Raw genomic sequence first — 17,530 nt, forward strand, 5'->3', positions numbered from 1 at the left:
GGCCGGGCGCGCCCAGCACCGCGACCGACTCGGTGTCGCGCCACGGGTCCGTGACCGGCGGGGCGTCGTCACCGTCGGGCAGCGGCAGCGCGTACGGATCGCGCTGCAGCACCTCGGTGGACCCGGCGGGCCGGGAGAACGCCTCCCGCAGCACGGGGTCGGGTGGACCGAGCTCCGGTCGAGGCCCAGCGGTGGCGCGCGCGGCGGCAGCAGCCGACTCCGAGGAGAAGGATCCCTGCACGCCGGCAGGGCGCCCGAAGACGGCGCGGTCACCGTCGGACACCGCGGGACGGGCCGTGGGCCGCGGGTCGAGGCGTGGGCGGCCCTGGTCGCGGTCCTCCCCCCGGGCGGGCGATGCACCCACCGCATCCTCCGGGCGGGCGCCGGGTCGGTTCTCGTCGGGCGGGCTCTGCTCGGACGTCACCTAGACGAATCTACCCACGCGACCTGCGTCGGCCCCGCTTCCCAGCCTCGGCACGCCGGGCACCCGGCTCCTCGAACGGCTGGTACGTGGGGAACTCCGGCGCGTCGAAGGCGCTCGGGATCTGGGACAGGGCGCCCAGCAGGTGGCGGGGGACGCTGATCTCACCGGACTCGCGGAGCATCGTGCGGGCCTGGCGCTGCGCGTCCACCTCCGCGGCGCACAGGGGGCACTCGGCGATGTGCGTAGCGGCGCGCATATGCGCGTTCATCCGCAGCTCGCCGTCGACGTACGCGACGACCGCCTCGAACGCGAGGTGCTGGGTGGAGGAGAAACGGCGTGGGCCCGCTGGGCCCGAGCCCTCGTCCGGCTGGGTACGGTCCGGCAGGCCACGCAGGGGCATCCGCGACAGCACTCGCCGGAATCCTTCGCCGAGGTACTGGCGCGACGCGCCGTCAGGATCATCGAGCCGTCCTGGTTCGCTCACGACCACACCTCCCACCTACAGACCGCGACCTCTGGCCGTCAGCACACAATACGTCAATCGAAGTGTCAACGAACGGCTGACGAGAACGGTTCCCGACACCCGGGAACGGCGGGGAACCGACGCGCCGCGCAGGAGTCGTCAGGCGTTGCCGGCGAGCGAGGCACCGCTGGTGTGGCCGGCCCCCGCGAGCGCCTCGCGGATCGCCTGCCGGCCGCGGTGGATCCGCGAGCGGACGGTGCCGAGCTTGACGCCCAGCGTCGTGGCGATCTCCTCGTAGGACAGACCTTCGATGTCGCACAGCACCACCGCTGCGCGGAACTCGGGGGCCAGGGAGTCGAGGGCGCGCTGCAGGTCGGCGCCGAGGTTGGCGTCGTCGTACACCGTCTCGGGGTCGGGCTCGCTGCTGGGCACCCGGTCGTAGTCCTCGGGCAGGGCCTCCATGCGGATGCGGCCACGCCGGCGCACCATGTCCAGGAACAGGTTGGTGGTGATGCGGTGCAGCCACCCCTCGAAGGTGCCCGGCTCGTAGCTGCTGAGGCTCTTGAAGACGCGGATGAAGGTCTCCTGCGTGAGGTCCTCCGCGTCGTGCTGGTTACCCGACAGGCGGTACGCCAGCCGGTACACGCGGTCGGCGTGCTCACGGACCAACTCGTCCCACGACGGCAGTGCCGACGCCTCCCCCGCGTCGAATGCGGCCGTGCCGACGCGCTCCGGCGCCGTTGTACCCACCGCGTCGCCCGCGGCGGCCTCGCGCGAGCCGGCCGCGTCGTCGAACCCGGCGTAGCGCGCCATGGCACCCTCCCCTCGGTCCCGGCATACGAAGCCGAGACACGTTACCCACCTGAACTCCCGGCACACAGGAATTGTTCCCGGACCGGGTCGTGATGCATTGCAATGACCTTCTCGGATCGGTTTGTGCCGGCACTGATAGCGATCTGTGCGCAACCTGTGATTCCATTCGAATGACTAAACTTCTTGGCGCGAGCCGCCCGACACACCGCCCCCACACACGCGACCGACTACCCTCGACACGTGCCCAACCGCAGCTCAGCCGCCCAGTCCGCCGCGCTCGTCGACTACGCCGAGAATGCGATCGTCGAGGACGCCGCGATGGCGTCGGCCCGGGAACGCGCCGCCGACCTGGGCGTCGACGCCGTGACACCCGCGGTGGGCGCGATGCTCTCGGTGCTCGCCGCCGTCAGCGGCGCGCGCTCGGTTGTCGAGGTGGGCACCGGCGCCGGCATCAGTGGGCTGTGGCTGCTGTCCGGCATGCGACCCGACGGCGTGCTCACCACGATCGACTCCGAGGCCGAGTACCAGTCCGCCGCCAAGGTGGGCTTCGCGCAGGCAGGGCTGCCCGCCAGCCGCACCCGCCTGATCAACGGGCACGCGCTGGACGTCCTGCCCCGGCTCGCCGACGGCTCGTACGACCTCATCCTCATCGACGGGGACCCCACCGACCACGCCCGGTACGTGCCGGAGGCCGTGCGGCTCGCGCGCCCCGGCGGCGTGGTCGTACTGAACATCGGCTCCGCGGGCGGCCGGATCGCCGACGGTGACGCCGACGACGACGAGGTGCTCGCCGCGCGCGAGGCCACCCGGCTGATCGCCGAGGACGAGCGGTTGCTGCCGGTGGTCGTCCCGCTGGGCGGCGGGCTGCTCGCCGCGGCGAAATCGGTCACCGCGGATTCGTCCGAGTAGCGGGATCGGCGACCTCACCGAGGCCGCCCAGTAGCAGACGCCACCACTGCGCGAACCGCAGCTGCAGCTCGCGCAGAGGGAAGCCGTGGCGTGCCGCTCCGGACGCCGCGATGGTGTCCCACCCGATGTGCTCGACCGTGACGCGGGTGCAGGGCGCCGCACCGGTGGACACGTCGTCGAAGGTCACCCGGAGCTCGGTCTGCTCGTCGGGGGCGAAGCCCGCCTGTCGCCAGCCGAGGACCAGGCGCCGCGGCGGATCCCACACACGGACGCGACCGATCTCCACGAGGTCGCCGCCGGGGTAGGTCTCGACGAGCCGACCGGTGGGCCCCGGCTCGAAGACGAGCGTCCCCGTCCGCCCGATGGCGAACTGGAACAGACCGTTGGGCTGCCACCACTGCGCGATCCCCTCGGTGAACGCCGCGAACGCGCGGGTCGGTGTCGCGGGCACCCGGAGCGCGACGATCACGCGCGAGCCGGTCACGGGTCGACCCCGGTCCCATCGGCGTCCGGTCCGGCGCCCTGCCCGTCCTCGGCCAGATGCCGGGCGAACGCCGTCAGCTGCTCCGTCCACCCCCGCTCCGCAAGCGCGAGCCAGTTCCGCAACTCCACCATCGGCGCGGACCGCAGGTGGAAGATCCGTACCCGCGCGTCGAACTCGGGGTGGGTCTCCTGCACCAGGCCCCGCGTCCGCAGCACCCGGAGGTGTTTGCTCAGCGTCGACGGGGACGTCCCGATGGCGGCTGCGAGTTCCCCCGCCCGGTACGGCCGTTCGGCGAGCAGTTCGACGACCCGACGCCGCACCGGGTCCGCGAGCGCGGCGAAGGCGTCGTCGACCCCCGCAGGCGGTGGTCCGTCGCCGGCGTCCGACGGGAATCGCGCGGGCGCCGTCACGCCCATCCGGGTGCGCTGATCGACTGTCCGAGCGTCGCCTCCGCTTCCGCCCGAGTGACGTCGCGCACGTGCATCGCGAACGTCCAGTGGTGCCCCTCGGGATCGACGGCACGGTAGGTGCGATCGCCGTAGAACTGGTCGTCCGGCTCCGCGACGATGCGGGCGCCCGCGGCGCGGGCCCGCGCGCAGTGCGCGTCGATGTCGCCCGGCAACTGCACATGGACCCATTGGGTGTTGGATCCACCGACCCCGGCCGGGCTCCTGGTCCAATCGGCCCACTCACCGGAGATCATGATGCGGCCCACGCCGGCACAGCTCATCTCGTAATGGCCCATGGCCGGCTCGTCGGGCGGCCCGTCGATCGCCAGGGTGATCTCGAAGCCGAAGGCCCGCTCGAGCCAGTCGAGCATCGCAGGGCGGTCGTGGTAGCAGACAGATGGCGTGAATGCGTTGTCGTCCATACCTGGAAATTATTTCCCGATCGGGAAACCATGTCAACGCCGATCCGGTCGACCGGCCATGGGGATCAACCGGCCATGGGGAACGGTGGGGCGCCGATCCCCTCGACGCGGTAGGTGCCCCACCCGGTCCGATCGGTGACCGCCGCGGATACCGCCGGGCAGCCGTCCACCGCGAGGGTCACGGTGCCGCGCTTGAACGCCTTGAACTCGGCGCCCACGGCCGGGTCGTCGATGGTGCCGTACCAGTGGTAGCGCCCGTCGAGCGGTTCGAAGTGCCCGGCGAGCCGGACCGGGGCGGTGCGCTCCGTGGCGCCCGCGGCGAGACGCGCGGGTCCGGCCCAGACACCGTCGTCGCGCAGGTACGCGTCGGACAGGTCGACCTCCTCGCGCACCGGCCGCCGCAGCCTGCGCTCGGTGTGCGCGAGCACCCCGCGATCCGCGGTCACGGCCGGGCGCGAGGTGATCCGCGTCGCGCCCTCGGCGGCCATCCACGCGAGGCATGTGTGGACGAACCCCAGCCGGGCCGTATCCGCCGGGTCGACGACGAACACGTTGGGCACGCCGTCGACCAGCACACCCAGGTAGGCGTCCGCAGCGCCGGGCCCGACGGTGCCGGGCGCGGCCGGCTGCCCGGATATCCGCGGGACGCCGACGGCCACCTCGGCGCCACACACGAGCACCGCAGCCGCCGTCCCGCCGGACCATGACCAGGTATCCGATCCGGGGTCGAACGCCAGCGAGCCGGCCGCGACCGGATCGACCACCGTCGCGGCGTGCCCCGCGAGGTCGGGCGCGCGGCCGCGGGTCACGACCAGCAGCCGCGTCATTTCCAGAAGCCCGTCTTCCGCCACGCGCGACGCGCCACCGGCCCCATCAGCCCGACCGAGGAGAGGAACTGACCGAGCCCGCGGAAACCGTCGTGCTTGGCGGCGACGTGGTTGGGGTTGGTGATCGCCACGCGATACGTGGGCCACCCGTCCAGCCCCACCCGCGTGTACATGCGCGGGTTCGCGAACAGGTATCGGAAGCCGTACGCGGCGGCCGCGTGCAGGTTGCCGGCGACCAGCGTCTGGACCCGGCTGCGGGTGGCCACGCCGCGCCGCGCACCGTCGCGGGCGTAGCCGATGTGCCTGGCCTCCTCGGCGACGTGGATCTGCATCAGGCGCACGACGATGGGCTGCAGTTGCTCGGTGTCGCCCCCGATGATGGCGCGCTGTTGGGCGTCGAAGATCTCCTCCCCGACCAGCGCGAAGACCCACACGGCCGCCCCGCGGATCAGCAGCGGCAGCAGGTACTTGACCACCGCGCGCTGCCAGCCGCGCAGACGGTAGGGACGCGCGCCGACCCGGTCGATGACCCGGCCGAACATCACCATGTGACGACACTCGTCGCCCATCTCGGTGAGTGAGTAGTGGGCGTCCCGGGCGGTGGGATCGGCGTCGAGCAGCTGTCGCAGCAGCAGACGGTTGAGCAGGTTCTCGAACCACACGCCCATCGACAGCAGGTTCACCAGCTCCTGCCGGGACAGCTCGATGCGCTGGTCCTGTGACAGCGAGTCCCACAGGTCGGTGCCGTACAGCGTGCACATCTCCGGCGGCAGGAACCACCTGCCCGCTACGAGGGGCGCATCCCAGTCGATGTCCACGACGGGCGCGTAGGAGCGGCGGACCGAGCCGCCGAGCAGGCGGGCCGCGACATCGTCGCGCGTCCGCCCCGGGGATACTGCTTCGGAGGTCATGTGACGAAGGTAACCCCGTCAGTAGACACTTTTCAATAACTGTCTATATCGGAGTGTCTGTCAGTGGAAACATCCTCAGGCGCTTACCGACGGTGCATAGGCTGATCGACCGTCCAGCCGCTCCTCGGGGAGGCGCTCGCCGGTCAGCGTCCGAACCGTCGGCCGACTCGATGTTCGCCGACGCGGGAGACGCCACTAATCGGTGTCGTCCGCGAGATACCCGCGCTGGATCGGCACGATGAACCGCTCCGCGTACGCGCTCCCCGCCGCGACCCGCTGCTCGCGGGTCTGCCGATCGGCCCCCGGAGGCGGCGCCAAGACCAGCGAATGCAGCTGACGCACCACGAAGTCGGCGAGCGCGTCCACGTCCGCATCCGCGCGGTACTCACCGCGCCGGATCTCCCGCAGGAAGAACCGGCGACCCTCCGCGAGCGTCGGTGAGTCGCCGATGATGTGCGATATCAGCGGCTGTGGATTGATCGCCAACGCACGCTCCAGGATCGGGTGTCCCAGCAGGTAGGCATAGGCGAAGCCGAAGGTCGCCGCCATGCGCTCGGTGCTGCCGTCGAGGCGGCTCGCGAACCGGTCGACCTCCAGGTAGAAGCGGTCGAGCTCGGCGCGGATCGCCGCCTGTACCAGCGCGTCCCGGCCCGGGAAGTGCTGGTACAGCGTTGCGCGCGCCAGTCGCGTCCGGCGCGCGATGCCATCCATCGACACCCGCCCCATGCCCGACTCGGCCGCCCAGTCCAACACGGCGCCGACGATGCGGGCGCGCGTCTGCGCGCGACCGTCCGGGCGGCCCGTCACCGTCGGGCCCTGCATCGCGTCACCAGGGCATCCTGCGCCGCCGCGGCGCCTGGAGGGCGGGTATTCACGCAGGTGTCAGTCGCGGGGTGCCATGACCGGCACCGTCAGGTCCGGATACTTGGGCGGACGCCCGTCGCCGGTGGAGATGCCGCGCACGCGGCGCATCACCCACGGGAAGGCGAAATCGCGCCGCCACCTGCGCTTGACGGCCCGTTCCTCGGCCGGGGTCAGCACGGGCGCGGGCCCCAGATCGACCGGCGTCACGGCGTGTCGCACGCCGATCACGTCGAGTACCTCGATAGCCATCCGGACGTGCCCGGCGGTCGACATGTGCATGCGGTCGAACTCCCACAGGCGGGCGTCGCGGTAGTCCCGCATCCGCCAGTAGTCGACCAGCAGGCAGCCGCGCCGCTCGGCGACCTCGCGGACCAACTCGTTATAGATGGCGAACCGGCCGCGCAGGGCACCGAAGATGCCGCCGCCGTGCGTGTCGGCGCCGGTCCACAGGACGACGGTGGCGCCACTCGCCGCGAGCTCGGCGATCATCGCGTCGTACTCCTCGACCAGGGCGTCGATGTCGACCTGCGGGCGGATCAGGTCGTTGGCGCCCGCGTACACGGTGACGAGGTCGGGGCGCATCGCGAGGGTGTCCGCGAGCTGCTCGTCGATCACCTGCCGCAGCAGCTTGCCCCGCACGCCCAGGTTGGCGAAGCCGAAGTCGTCGGCCCGCGTAGCCAGCACCTCGGCGACCCGGTCCGCCCAGCCCCGGTACTCGTGAGTACCCGTCGGGTCGGGATCGCCGACGCCCTCGGTGAACGAGTCACCCATCGCCACGAAGCGGTGGAACACCCGTTCAGACATCGGTCGAGAACCGGACGCCACCGTCCGGGATGTCGACGCCTGGCCACACCCGCGCACCGTGCAGCAGCTCGCAGCGCGCACCGATCGAGGCACCGTCGCCGATCACCGCGTCGCGCAGCCGTGCCCGGGGTCCGACGTGGGCGCCGAAGCCGATGATCGAGCGTTCCACGACGGCGCCGGCCTCGACCCGGACGCCGTCGAAGATCACGGCGCCGTCGACGCGTGCGCCCGCACCGATCTCCGCGCCGCGGCCGACCACCGAGCCGCCGATCACCAACGCGCCCGGCGCCACGGACGCGCCCGGGTGGATGAGGGACTCGCCGTGCGATCCGTCCAGCGCGGACGACGGTGCGATGCCACGCACCAGGTCCGAGCTGCCCGCGACGAAGTCCTCCGGCGTACCCATGTCGCGCCAGTACGCGTAGTCGACGTGCCCGTACAGCCGGCGGCCCGCGCCCAGCAGCGCGGGGAACACCTCGCGCTCCACCGACACCGCGCGCCCCGCCGGGATCTCCTCGATCACCGAGCGGCGGAACACGTAGCAACCGGCGTTGATCTGGTCGGTCGGCGGGTCCTGCGTCTTCTCGAGGAACGCGGTGACGCGGCCCTCCGCGTCGGTGGGCACGCAGCCGAACGCGCGCGGGTCGCCGACACGCACCAGGTGCATCGTGACGTCGGCGTCCTTCTCGCGGTGCGTCGCGACGACCGCCTTGAGGTCGCTGCCGCCCAGCACGTCGCCGTTGAACACCATGACCGTCTCGGCGCGCAGCTTGGGCAGCACGTTGCGGATGCCGCCGCCGGTGCCCAGCGGCTCGGTCTCGGTGACGTACTCGATGCTCAGGCCCAGGTCGGATCCGTCGCCGAAGTGGTCCTCGAACACCGCGGCCTTGAACGACGTGCCCAACACCACCCGCTCGATGCCGGCGTCGCGGATCCGGGACAGCAGATGCGTGAGGAACGGCTTGCCGGCCGTCGGCAGCATCGGCTTGGGCGCCGACAGGGTCAGCGGGCGCAGGCGGGTGCCCTTACCGCCCACCAGGATCACAGCTTCCACATCGCCCAGCGGGCCCTCGCCGGTCACGATCTGCTCCGTCACTGACTCTCCTCGGGTGTCCATGTTTCTCGCGGTGGAGACGATCATCTAGGTCTGGGGCGCATCTGGCCAGGTCTGCGTCGGTCAGCTACGTCGGGTCGGCGTCGCCCCGCTGCCGGGCCCGCCGAGCCAGCGCCACCGTCAGGCGGGAGCGTGCCGTGAGCCCGGCCCGGAGCGCGAGGCGCAACGGCAGTCTCGCCGGGCCCGGATGCCGGTCGGCGAAGAAGCGGTACGCCGAGGCGTGGTGGGCGGGCAGCATCCGCTCGGGCTCGCGCCCCGCGGCATGCCCCTTGGCGTGGACGATCTCCGCCGACGGCACGTATACATTGCGCCATCCGGCGCGCGCCAGGCGGTCGCCGAAGTCGACGTCCTCCATGTACATGAAGTAGCGGTCGTCGAAGCCGCCGATCGCGTCGAAGGCGGCACGCCGCACCAGCAGGCACGAGCCCGACAGCCACCCCGCGTCGCGCTCGGTCACAGCCGCCTCGGCCTGCTTGTAGGCGGTGGTCCACGGGTTCGACCGCCACACCGTGCCGAGCAGGGCGTGGCCGGCCCCGGACGTGAGCCTCGGCACCTGCCGCGCCGAGGGGTAGACGGTGCCGTCCGGGTCCCGGATCAACGGGCCGAGCGCACCCGCGTCCGGCAGCCGCCGGGCCGCAGCGAGCAACTCGTCGACCGCGCCCGGCGAGAACGACACGTCCGGGTTGGCGATCAGGACGAACTCGACGGTGGGCGGGATCTGTGCCACGGCGAAATTGATCGCCCCGCCGTAACCGAGGTTCGCGCCGGTGCGCAGCAGCGTCGCGTACGAGAACTTCGCGGCCGCCGCCTCGGGGACACCGTCGACCGAGCCGTTGTCGGCCATCAGCACCCGCGGCGCCCGGGTGGTCGCCGCGGGAACGCTCGCGAGGAAACCGTCGAGATACGGGCCGGGTGAGTAGGTGACGGTCACCACGGCGATCTCCGGTCCCTCGGGTACGGAATCGGTCCCTGGGTCAGTCACGGACGACAGGGTACCGGGCCGACGGGTCGTGTTCCTGCATCCGGGGCGCGGCCCGCGGCCGGGTGCTCCTCGGATCACACCGCGGGTCGCCACCGACCGCGCGTCGGCGCCGTACCGTGGGGAGTTCTCGCCGTCCACATCGCGAGGCAAGTACCGTGGTCCGGAGCGAGGCGCGGTTCGACCGCGCCAGTGACCCGTTCGAGAGACACCGTGAGGAGTCGTCAGGTGCCCGACAGCCCGAGCTCTGGGCCCGGTGGGAGCCCCGGAGACCGGCGCTCGCCCGGTGACCGCGCGTCCCGCGGGGCGCGTCCGACCCCGCCTCGCCGATTCGGCGGCGACGGTGCCGACCGTCCCGCGTCAGGCGACGGGGCGGCGAGGCCAGGCGACGGGGCCCCGCGTCCTCGAACCACGGGGAGCACCGGAGCACCGGGCCACCGGGCCCGGTCGGCGCCGCACCGCGTCACCGTCGACCCCGGCGCTGGGCAGGGCCTGGCGTGGGAGAAGTCTCCGCTCGCGGAGGCGGCCGACGGTGCCGAGACACCCCGGCACGGCAGGTACCGCCGCAGCCGGCCACAGCGGGACCGATCCTCACGCAGCGCAGGCGCGGCCCACTCGATCGCCCCGACTCGCGAGGGCGTCGCGATCCTGGGCATGGCGTGTGTGGCGTTCCTCGCCGTGATCGTGCTGTTGGTGACCGGGTACGCGTGGGCGCGGGTCGACTCGCTGGAATCGGCCGTCAAACGCGTCTCGATCCCCCGCGGCAGCGCCCCCGACGGCGCCACCGACATCCTGCTGGTGGGCACCGACTCGCGTGTGGACGCGCAGGGCAACCCGATGTCGGAGGCCGAACTGGCCAAGCTGCACGCCGGCGTCGACGACGGCAGTATCAACACCGACACCATCATCCTGATCCGCATCCCGAACGACGGCCGGTCCGCGACCGCGATGTCCATCCCCCGCGATTCCTGGGTCGACATCCCCGGCATCGGCTACGCCAAGATCAACTCGGCGTTCGGGTCGACCTACGCGGCCAAGAAGCAGCAGCTGATGGACCAGGGTGAGTCGGACGCTCAGGCGACCGACGACGCCACCCAGGCGGGTCGCGACGTCCTGATCGAGACCGTCGCCAACCTGACCGGGGTCACCGTCGACCACTACGCGGAGATCGGCCTGGTGGGCTTCTCGCTGCTCACGAACGCCGTCGGCGGCGTGCAGGTGTGCCTCAAGCACCCGGTCAACGACGTCTACTCGGGGGCCCACTTCCGAAGCGGCCTCCAGACACTCGACGGGCCGCAGGCGCTGAGTTTCGTCCGCCAGCGGCATGGGCTGCCCCGCGGCGACTTCGACCGGATCGTGCGGCAGCAGGAGTTCATGGCGTCGCTGGCGCACAAGGTGCTGTCGGCGGGCACGCTGTCGAACCCGAACAAGCTCGACCAGCTCGAGGCGGCCGTGCACCGCTCGGTGACGATCGACGACCAGTGGAACACGATCGACTTCGCGCGGCAGCTCGCCGACCTGTCGGCGGGCTCGATCAAGTTCGCGACGATCCCCGTCGTGCGTGACGACGGGGTCAGCCCCGACGGGCAGTCGATCGTGGTCGTCGATCCCAACCAGGTGCACGCGTACACGCGCGCGCTGCTGGGCCCGGGTGCCGTGGTCGGCGGAGACTCGGGTGACCCCGCGACCTCCACCAGCGCACCGAAGCCCGCGGTCGAGCGCGGCGACATCTCCGTCGACGTGGTCAACGGCAGCCAGACCGCCGGCCTCGCCTCCTCCGTCTCCGAGTACCTGGCCGCGAAGGGCTACGCCCGCGGCACGGTCGGCGACGCCGATACCCGCGACACCGACATCGCGGCCGGCAGTGTCGTCGCCGCGCGCAGCGCCTCGGACGCGGGCGCCAAGGCCGTCGCCGCGGAGCTGGGCGGGCTGCCGGTCAAGGCCGACCGGTCGGTCGCCGCAGGCCACGTGCGCGTGATCCTCGAGGACGGCTACACCGGTCCGGGGAAGGCCGGTAGCGACAGCAGCGGTTCGGACGAGAGCAGTTCGACCGACCCGAACTCCCTCGACCCGACGGAGGCGGCCATCTACTCGTCGATCCTCAACCGGCCCGCGTTCTCGGCGGACCAGGACGGAGGCATCCCGTGCGTGGACTGACGGTGACCGACGCGCTGCTCGGTCCGATCGTGGCCGCCGAGCCCGCGGCACCCCGCTTCACCTGGTACGACGACGCCACCGGCGCCCGGATGGGACTCTCGGGTGTGACGCTGGCGAACTGGGCCGCCAAATGCGCCAACCTGCTGCGTGACCAGTACGGGCTCGGCCCGGGTGACGAGGTGGGTGTGCTGCTCCCCGCGCACTGGCAGACCGCGGGCATCCTGTTCGGCGCGTGGTGGGCCGGAACGCACGTGCGGTTCGGCGAATCGGGCCGGGTCACGTTCTGCACCCCCGAGCGCATCGCGGAGGCCGACGGTGACGAGATCCTCGCCGTCGGGCTCGATGCGTTCGGGCTCGCTGTGCGGGAGCTCCCCGTCGGCATCGACGACTACACGACCGAGGTGCGGGCGCACCCCGACGCGTTCACGCCGGCGGGTGCGGGCGTGGCGTTCGACGGCGACCCGGTGGAGCTCGTGGTGGCACGCGCGACAGCGCTCGCAGCATCCGCCGGCTACGCGCGCGGCGACCGGGTGCTCTCGACGCGCACGTGGGCGGGCGTCGGCGACGTGTACGACGGCCTCCTGGCGCCCCTCGCCGCCGAGGCCTCGGTGATCCACGTCGCCCACCCGGACCGCGACCGGCTGACGGCCAAGTTCGAGACGGAGAAGGCCACGGCCCGCGTGACCTGAGAGTCGTTCGGTGCGGTGCTACCGCGGCGCCCGCACGGCCCTGCGCCGGACCCGCTGCGTCAGTCGTCGCACCGCGGCGGCGACCTCCGCCGGCGCCTCGTACATCGGGCTGTGCCCGACCGGCAGCAGCGTGAGCTCGGCACCCTGGATGGCGGCCGCGAGCTCCCGCGCGTCCTCGACGCGCCGAGCCCGATCGTGCACGCCGTGCACCAGCTCGACCGGGACGTCGATCGCGCCCAGCCCCGGCCGCAGGTCGAGGGCCGCCTGGCTGGTCAGCACCTCCAGCGCCGCCTGCCGGTCCACGGCTGCGGCCCACGCCAGCCACTGCACGCGGGTCTGGTCGTCGGGTCCGTGATGGAAGGACCTGTCCAGCACCGCAGCCCGCAGGTCGGCGCCCCAGTCGGCAGCGATGCGGTCGATGATCGCGCGGACGTCGCCGTGCCCCTGCATGTGGGCGCCGGTGTCCATCAGCAGCAGCCCGCGGACCAGGTCCGGACGGGTGATCGTGAGCTGCAGGGCGATGGCGCCCCCGGTGGAGTGGCCGGCCAGCAGAACCGGACCCTCGTCGCCGATCCGCGCCGCGACACGCTCGGCCACGCTGGGCACGTCCCACGGACCGGGCTCGGTGAGCCAGGAGACCGCATCCACGGATACCGCGTCCGCCGTCTCGGCGGCGAGCCGGTCGAAGACCCCAGGCGGGCAGAGGGTCCCGGGCAGGGCGACCAGTCGATCCACTCCCCCATCTTGGCCCGGGTCGTCCGGGCCATGGGCGCCGGGTCGGCCCGGGCATGGCGGGCGCGGTTCAGCGGGCGTTAAGTGCAGTCCTGGCGGTAGGCGATCTACTGACCGCATGACGAACCCCGGACCGTGGCAGCAGCCCGGACAGCAGCAGTGGCAGGGCGAGCAGCACTGGCAGGACGGGCAGGGACCGCACGGCGGGTACCCGCAGCCCGGCGTCTACCCCGCGGCGCCCGGCGACCCGCGACTCGCACCGGTCACCGAGGCGTACCCGCCGAGTCGGCCGGCCTGGTTCACCTGGGCGCGCAACCAGTGCAGCATCGTCGCCGTGCTGGTGGCCATCGTGTACATCGCCATCGCCGAGACCAGTCACTTCGTGGTGATCGGGATCGTGCCGATCGCGTTCGCGGTACGGGCTGCCCTACGCCGCGAGCCCCTGAGCCCGCTCGCCGTGCTGGGCGCCCTCGCCGCGGTGGTGATCACTGTCCATGCCCTCGCAGGTTGACTATCAATGGAACTTCACATTATCGGCGTCGGCGCGGACCTCCTGTAGTCCATGGGACTAACTACTCCGCGACCATTCTGCAGCACCTGACCCGAGGATGAGGGTTCCTACGCGCCACATCCGGAAGACTTCGACACGTCTGACGCCACCTGTGCCCGCGGCTTCGGTCGCCCGATCCAACGTCGTGGGGTTGGCCAGCGACGCATTAGACCGGTACCGCCGCGGCGTCCAGTGGAGCGTGAACAACCGGGCCGCGGACGTGCTCGCGCTCGCATACTTCGACCGGTCCGGCACCCGCAAAGGGCCCGCCGAAGCCGTCAACAGCCGCCTTGAGCACCTGCGTTACTCGGCCCTCTGCTCCCTAACCTCACCCGATCATTCCTCGAAGCCGGTGGCTTCAGACCCGACTACACCCTGAACTGTGGGGAGCCACCAAACAGTCCATTTCGAGCTGCAGACGATGTCTTTATACTGGTCGATATTTCAAGTTGCACGCGAGCTAATTAAGTCCGTCAGCCATTGCGCTCGCCATGCAATTTTACGTATCTGCGAGCATGCGCGATCATCACTTCGCCGACTACCTCACCGAGACGCACTGGTACCGCGTTGCCTATTAGGCGACCAAGCACGTTGAACCGGACCGGCATATCAGGCGCAACGAACTTGTATTTGGCTGGGAAGGTTTGCAATATCGCCGCTTCACGCAGCGAGATAGCGCGATCCTGTTCGGGGTGACCAAACCGGCCGTTGCCGTATCCGAAGCACTGTGTAGTTATTGTTGGACTTGGAGCATCCCAAGCCATGCGACCATACACACTCGGATACGTTGCTCCGCTTCGCTTCTGGTGACACGCGGCTTGAAGCTCCGTCGGCCAGTCACGCCAACTCCCACCAGGCTTCGAATGACGGATTCGCTCCATATTTGTCACACTCAGCCGAGGAGCTACATGAAGACGATCCAGGGGGTCAGCCTGACCGGCGTCGATCGGACGGAGCCGCCCAATTGCTTGCCGCACCGTCTTCGCCCTCGTCCCACGCTGAGGAATTTCGAGGCTGCAGTCCCCCATCTTTGATGCAAGCAATACCAGGCGCTTGCGCGTCTGCGGCACACCGATCCGGACCGCTTCGACGATCGTCCACTTGACACTGTATCCGTCAAGGGCAGATACAAATTCACCAAAGACTGGGTGATCAAGGAGCTGAGGCACGTTCTCCATTGTCACCAGGTCGGGTTGGACCTCGCTAACTATCCGTCCAAATTTCTCAACAAGTTGCCAGTCGCCCGCGCGCGACTTACTTCTTCCCGCCCGACTGTAGGTTGAAAACGGTTGACACGGAGCACATCCAGCAATCATTGATACGGAGGATCCGCCGACGATCAGGTCCGACACATCGTCTGCGTTTAGCTCCCCTACATCTTGAGTTATAAATCTCGCTCTATTGTTCGCCTCATAGGCATACTGACAAGCCGGATCAATATCGAACCCCGCCACCACGCTAACACCTGCACGCGCCAGACCGTGAGTTAGACCGCCCACACCACAGAAAAGATCAACCGCACGAATTTCGGGCGCTTCTACTTCGCTCGTCACGAATTCACCTCATTGTTATTCACGACCTTCAATTCAATGAACTTCACAAAGGAACTCGCCGTATCGCGAAGATAATCACCGACCGCAGTTGCGACAGCTTTAAGCTCTGCCACTGTCACGCCGTCGCTACAGTCGACAAACGATAGCGAACCATGAGCAAGACCATTGCGACGATTCCGTACCAACTTCAGCGGCCCCAACTCATCACGGACCTGCATCTTCACGGCCTGCCTAACCTTTGGCGAGACTACTAGCCCGCACCCGACACGTGCGCAGACCTTCTCGATCGACGTATCATCCCAATTACCGCCACCACCGGGTTCAATTTTGAAATCTTTTATGGGCGTTTGGCCTAATATTTGCTCACAGAGCTCAAGGGCGGCCTCTAAGCGCTTCTGCGGACCTAAGTCACCCACATGAGTGCGAGCAATACTTCGAACCCACTCACGCCGTAACTCTTCGCTAAGCTGTTCTGGCCGCCTTTCAGCGTTCTCCACAGCAACGACAACTGCTTCAAGACACTTGACCACGGTGGCTTCCACCAGATTATACAGTTGGAGGTACAAACATGAACTGAGGATCTTCTTCTGCGTTGGCGTTATATACGCGTCCGTTCCCTTAAATCGCGGAACGCCCGCACGCGCCGCTTCCTCAAGGTGCTGCAAGAACACAAGATATGCGTCGATCTCCGCGTATCGTTCATCATAGAATTCAATGAGATTAGTCCCCGACACACGCCACCAACTTTTCTTTTACGTAGCCAATCCTGCCACGCAAGCGAGATATGGCGTTCGCCCCATCGGAGCTAACGATATGCTGAAATTCAGCAGAGCTAATCCAGGTGTCGACCTCAAGGCGTTCTGGAGGATACTCGTCCAGTTCCGGGAATTCCGACAATGCTGAGTCGACACCGATCGCAATCGACTCGAACCGCGTCCGTGGTGTGGCCCTGCCTGAAGGAATCTTCTTGAATCCAAAAGGGAAGTTACGATCAACAAATTCGAGCACCGATTGGAAGCGTCGACGATATACGTCCGCCGTCTCAGGTGAATAAGTCAAGACATCATTCATCTTCTTCGAGTATGAGAACAAGAAGTCCGATGGGCGATCTCGGTATTCTTCCAGCCCGTCTCCGTATGCGAAGAGACGAGTAACCAGCTCCTCGTATCCGCGCTCTTTCTTCGCTTTTTCGGACATGGGCGCGAGGTCGGCTAACAACTTCGAACCTGAGAGTTCGACCACCAAATTTAAGAAGGGTCCAGCGAGCGCTCCTCGCCGGATCTCGGCATAGTTGGCAATCTTGCTTCCTGTGTTTATCCTGTCAAACATATCTAGGCGCGCGGCTTCATCTGCGTGTTCATTTAAGACGATTCCTCGCACCGAGCGGTTTTTAATTTTTCGCTGCCGAGACTCAGGGAGATCATCGAACCCGAATCCGGAAACATCGGTAAGCTGCTCAAGCTCGCCTAGTCGAAATCCATCAAAAATGAACTCACGAATAGTTCGTAGTCGTTGGGATCCGTCCACGATTTCTAAGCGCCCATCAGGCATCTCCCAAAAGAATATGAATGGCACAGGTAAGCCCATGATCAATGACTCAAGAAACCTAGACTTTCGCGCGGACTCCCAGGTGAATTCACGCTGATACGCGGGCACGACATACTCATTGTCGCGCATCTTTTGAGCCAGTAATTCGACGGAGTATTCGGTAAGAAAAAAGTCGATTCGCTTGGATTGCTCTACAATTTGTCCCTCGGCGAGCTCCACCTGTGCACTACTCGGACCTTCGTCGCGACGCGTCATAAGCAACTCCCTCTCCCCTGTACCCCTCGCTCGTTGCGGGCACACCATCGTCTCAGGTTATCGGTCGGCTCGCGAAAGAAACCTCTGCGAGACGCCGAGCATACCGATGCAGCAACTGTCGCACACACCTCCGACAGGTAGCGCGATACCCTGACACGGCTACACCCAGGCCCGGGTTCCGGCTGCCGTCACCGGCGGGAGCCACGGGCTGCTCTCGGCCGAATGCGAAGCCCCCGCCAAATTTGAGGAAACGCCTCGTCACAGGCTAGATCGCACCACACGAGCCCGACAGCGACAAGCCGCCGGGAGAACCTCCCGGCGGCCTCTCCAGCTGCCGCGACTCAGCGCAGTAGCTGGCGCGACATGACCAAGCGCTGCACCTGGTTGGTGCCCTCATAGATCTGGGTGATCTTCGCATCGCGCATCATCCGCTCCACCGGGAAGTCCCGCGTATAACCGGCACCACCGAGCAACTGCACCGCATCGGTCGTCACATCCATCGCCACATCCGACGCGAAGCACTTCGACGCCGAGCTGATGAACCCCAGATTCTTCTCGCCCCGCTCCGCCCGAGCCGCAGCCG

Annotated in this window: 20 protein-coding genes and 2 pseudogenes; 5 read left to right on the forward strand and 17 right to left on the reverse strand. The window is 68.6% G+C overall.

The window, feature by feature from the left end; genetic code table 11:
• From ABD908_RS22130 to sigE, 3 genes and pseudogenes are all read right to left on the reverse strand, one after another.
• Window positions 1-424, reverse strand: a pseudogene (locus ABD908_RS22130) (serine protease); the annotation flags it as partial.
• Between the two features lie 10 nt (window positions 425-434).
• Window positions 435-824 (reverse strand): anti-sigma factor family protein, encoded by a 390-nt coding sequence (locus ABD908_RS22135; protein WP_345000124.1) that lies wholly within the window; start codon window positions 822-824, stop codon window positions 435-437.
• Between the two features lie 222 nt (window positions 825-1,046).
• Complete coding sequence (sigE, locus tag ABD908_RS22140; RefSeq protein ID WP_345000085.1) at window positions 1,047-1,700, reverse strand: RNA polymerase sigma factor SigE; 654 nt, start codon at window positions 1,698-1,700, stop codon at window positions 1,047-1,049.
• Window positions 1,701-1,940: 240 nt separating this feature from the next.
• Between sigE and ABD908_RS22145 the strand changes: the two genes are divergently transcribed.
• Entirely contained in the window at window positions 1,941-2,609 is a 669-nt protein-coding gene (locus ABD908_RS22145) for an O-methyltransferase (protein WP_345000087.1), read from the forward strand.
• On the opposite strand, the gene ABD908_RS22150 is transcribed toward ABD908_RS22145, so the two are convergent.
• From ABD908_RS22150 to ABD908_RS22190, 9 genes are all read right to left on the reverse strand, one after another.
• Window positions 2,587-3,093 (reverse strand): SRPBCC domain-containing protein, encoded by a 507-nt coding sequence (locus tag ABD908_RS22150; RefSeq protein WP_345000090.1) that lies wholly within the window; start codon window positions 3,091-3,093, stop codon window positions 2,587-2,589. The two genes, ABD908_RS22145 and ABD908_RS22150, sit on opposite strands and share 23 nt — an antisense overlap.
• Window positions 3,090-3,503, reverse strand: coding sequence for an ArsR/SmtB family transcription factor (locus ABD908_RS22155; protein ID WP_345000092.1), 414 nt, complete (start codon window positions 3,501-3,503; stop codon window positions 3,090-3,092). The genes ABD908_RS22150 and ABD908_RS22155 overlap by 4 nt, the downstream gene beginning before the upstream one ends.
• Window positions 3,500-3,964 (reverse strand): VOC family protein, encoded by a 465-nt coding sequence (locus tag ABD908_RS22160; RefSeq protein WP_345000094.1) that lies wholly within the window; start codon window positions 3,962-3,964, stop codon window positions 3,500-3,502. The genes ABD908_RS22155 and ABD908_RS22160 overlap by 4 nt, the downstream gene beginning before the upstream one ends.
• A 65-nt stretch (window positions 3,965-4,029) precedes the next feature.
• Window positions 4,030-4,791 carry a DUF4873 domain-containing protein gene (locus ABD908_RS22165; RefSeq protein ID WP_345000096.1) on the reverse strand — a complete coding sequence of 254 codons (762 nt, stop codon included), beginning with the start codon at window positions 4,789-4,791 and terminating at the stop codon, window positions 4,030-4,032.
• Window positions 4,788-5,702, reverse strand: coding sequence for an AurF N-oxygenase family protein (locus ABD908_RS22170; RefSeq protein ID WP_345000097.1), 915 nt, complete (start codon window positions 5,700-5,702; stop codon window positions 4,788-4,790). The genes ABD908_RS22165 and ABD908_RS22170 overlap by 4 nt, the downstream gene beginning before the upstream one ends.
• A 195-nt stretch (window positions 5,703-5,897) precedes the next feature.
• Window positions 5,898-6,524 carry a TetR/AcrR family transcriptional regulator gene (locus ABD908_RS22175; protein WP_345000099.1) on the reverse strand — a complete coding sequence of 209 codons (627 nt, stop codon included), beginning with the start codon at window positions 6,522-6,524 and terminating at the stop codon, window positions 5,898-5,900.
• Between the two features lie 60 nt (window positions 6,525-6,584).
• Window positions 6,585-7,370 carry an SGNH/GDSL hydrolase family protein gene (locus ABD908_RS22180; RefSeq protein ID WP_345000101.1) on the reverse strand — a complete coding sequence of 262 codons (786 nt, stop codon included), beginning with the start codon at window positions 7,368-7,370 and terminating at the stop codon, window positions 6,585-6,587.
• On the reverse strand, window positions 7,363-8,466 hold the full coding sequence (gene manB / locus ABD908_RS22185; protein WP_345000103.1) for a mannose-1-phosphate guanylyltransferase: 1,104 nt from the start codon (window positions 8,464-8,466) through the stop codon (window positions 7,363-7,365). Before manB ends, ABD908_RS22180 begins: the two co-directional genes overlap by 8 nt.
• 85 nt (window positions 8,467-8,551) lie before the next feature.
• A complete protein-coding gene (locus tag ABD908_RS22190) occupies window positions 8,552-9,466 on the reverse strand; it encodes a glycosyltransferase family 2 protein (RefSeq protein WP_345000105.1) in 915 nt (304 codons plus the stop codon).
• A gap of 225 nt (window positions 9,467-9,691) precedes the next feature.
• On the opposite strand from ABD908_RS22190, the gene ABD908_RS22195 reads away from it, so the two are divergent.
• Together ABD908_RS22195 and ABD908_RS22200 are read left to right on the forward strand one after the other, a co-directional pair.
• Window positions 9,692-11,620: an LCP family protein gene (locus ABD908_RS22195; protein WP_345000108.1), complete on the forward strand. Its 1,929-nt coding sequence runs from the start codon at window positions 9,692-9,694 to the stop codon at window positions 11,618-11,620.
• Entirely contained in the window at window positions 11,608-12,309 is a 702-nt protein-coding gene (locus ABD908_RS22200) for a TIGR03089 family protein (RefSeq protein ID WP_345000110.1), read from the forward strand. Before ABD908_RS22195 ends, ABD908_RS22200 begins: the two co-directional genes overlap by 13 nt.
• Before the next feature lie 18 nt (window positions 12,310-12,327).
• On the opposite strand, the gene ABD908_RS22205 is transcribed toward ABD908_RS22200, so the two are convergent.
• A complete protein-coding gene (locus ABD908_RS22205; protein ID WP_345000113.1) occupies window positions 12,328-13,044 on the reverse strand; it encodes an alpha/beta fold hydrolase in 717 nt (238 codons plus the stop codon).
• Between the two features lie 115 nt (window positions 13,045-13,159).
• Here ABD908_RS22205 and ABD908_RS22210 point away from each other — a divergent pair, with 115 nt between their 5' ends.
• Window positions 13,160-13,552, forward strand: a complete 393-nt coding sequence (locus ABD908_RS22210; protein ID WP_345000115.1) for a hypothetical protein — start codon at window positions 13,160-13,162, stop codon at window positions 13,550-13,552.
• Between the two features lie 235 nt (window positions 13,553-13,787).
• Window positions 13,788-13,957, forward strand: a pseudogene (locus tag ABD908_RS22215) (ISL3 family transposase); the annotation flags it as partial.
• A gap of 107 nt (window positions 13,958-14,064) precedes the next feature.
• Here ABD908_RS22215 and ABD908_RS22220 read toward each other — a convergent pair.
• The 4 genes from ABD908_RS22220 to ABD908_RS22235 all read right to left on the reverse strand — a co-directional run.
• Complete coding sequence (locus tag ABD908_RS22220) at window positions 14,065-15,144, reverse strand: DNA cytosine methyltransferase (RefSeq protein WP_345000117.1); 1,080 nt, start codon at window positions 15,142-15,144, stop codon at window positions 14,065-14,067.
• Window positions 15,141-15,878 (reverse strand): MAE_28990/MAE_18760 family HEPN-like nuclease, encoded by a 738-nt coding sequence (locus ABD908_RS22225; protein ID WP_345000119.1) that lies wholly within the window; start codon window positions 15,876-15,878, stop codon window positions 15,141-15,143. The genes ABD908_RS22220 and ABD908_RS22225 overlap by 4 nt, the downstream gene beginning before the upstream one ends.
• On the reverse strand, window positions 15,865-16,947 hold the full coding sequence (locus ABD908_RS22230) for a DUF262 domain-containing protein (RefSeq protein WP_345000121.1): 1,083 nt from the start codon (window positions 16,945-16,947) through the stop codon (window positions 15,865-15,867). The genes ABD908_RS22225 and ABD908_RS22230 overlap by 14 nt, the downstream gene beginning before the upstream one ends.
• 341 nt (window positions 16,948-17,288) lie before the next feature.
• Window positions 17,289-17,530, reverse strand: a 242-nt coding sequence (locus tag ABD908_RS22235) for an acyl-CoA dehydrogenase family protein (RefSeq protein WP_345000123.1), incomplete at its 5' end; no start/stop codon positions are given.

Origin of the sequence: Tsukamurella soli (genome assembly GCF_039541155.1) — a bacterium.
Lineage (GTDB): Bacteria > Actinomycetota > Actinomycetes > Mycobacteriales > Mycobacteriaceae > Tsukamurella > Tsukamurella soli.

Bases quoted from the DNA above. Each gene is read 5' to 3' on its own strand.
- ABD908_RS22170 (WP_345000097.1), bottom strand. From the start codon at position 5,702: ATGACCTCCGAAGCAGTATCCCCGGGGCGGACGCGCGACGATGTCGCG.
- ABD908_RS22175 (WP_345000099.1), bottom strand. From the start codon at position 6,524: ATGCAGGGCCCGACGGTGACGGGCCGCCCGGACGGTCGCGCGCAGACG.
- ABD908_RS22230 (WP_345000121.1), bottom strand. From the start codon at position 16,947: ATGACGCGTCGCGACGAAGGTCCGAGTAGTGCACAGGTGGAGCTCGCC.
- sigE (WP_345000085.1), bottom strand. From the start codon at position 1,700: ATGGCGCGCTACGCCGGGTTCGACGACGCGGCCGGCTCGCGCGAGGCC.
- ABD908_RS22180 (WP_345000101.1), bottom strand. From the start codon at position 7,370: ATGTCTGAACGGGTGTTCCACCGCTTCGTGGCGATGGGTGACTCGTTC.
- ABD908_RS22135 (WP_345000124.1), bottom strand. From the start codon at position 824: ATGCCCCTGCGTGGCCTGCCGGACCGTACCCAGCCGGACGAGGGCTCG.
- ABD908_RS22165 (WP_345000096.1), bottom strand. From the start codon at position 4,791: ATGACGCGGCTGCTGGTCGTGACCCGCGGCCGCGCGCCCGACCTCGCG.
- ABD908_RS22210 (WP_345000115.1), top strand. From the start codon at position 13,160: ATGACGAACCCCGGACCGTGGCAGCAGCCCGGACAGCAGCAGTGGCAG.
- ABD908_RS22160 (WP_345000094.1), bottom strand. From the start codon at position 3,964: ATGGACGACAACGCATTCACGCCATCTGTCTGCTACCACGACCGCCCT.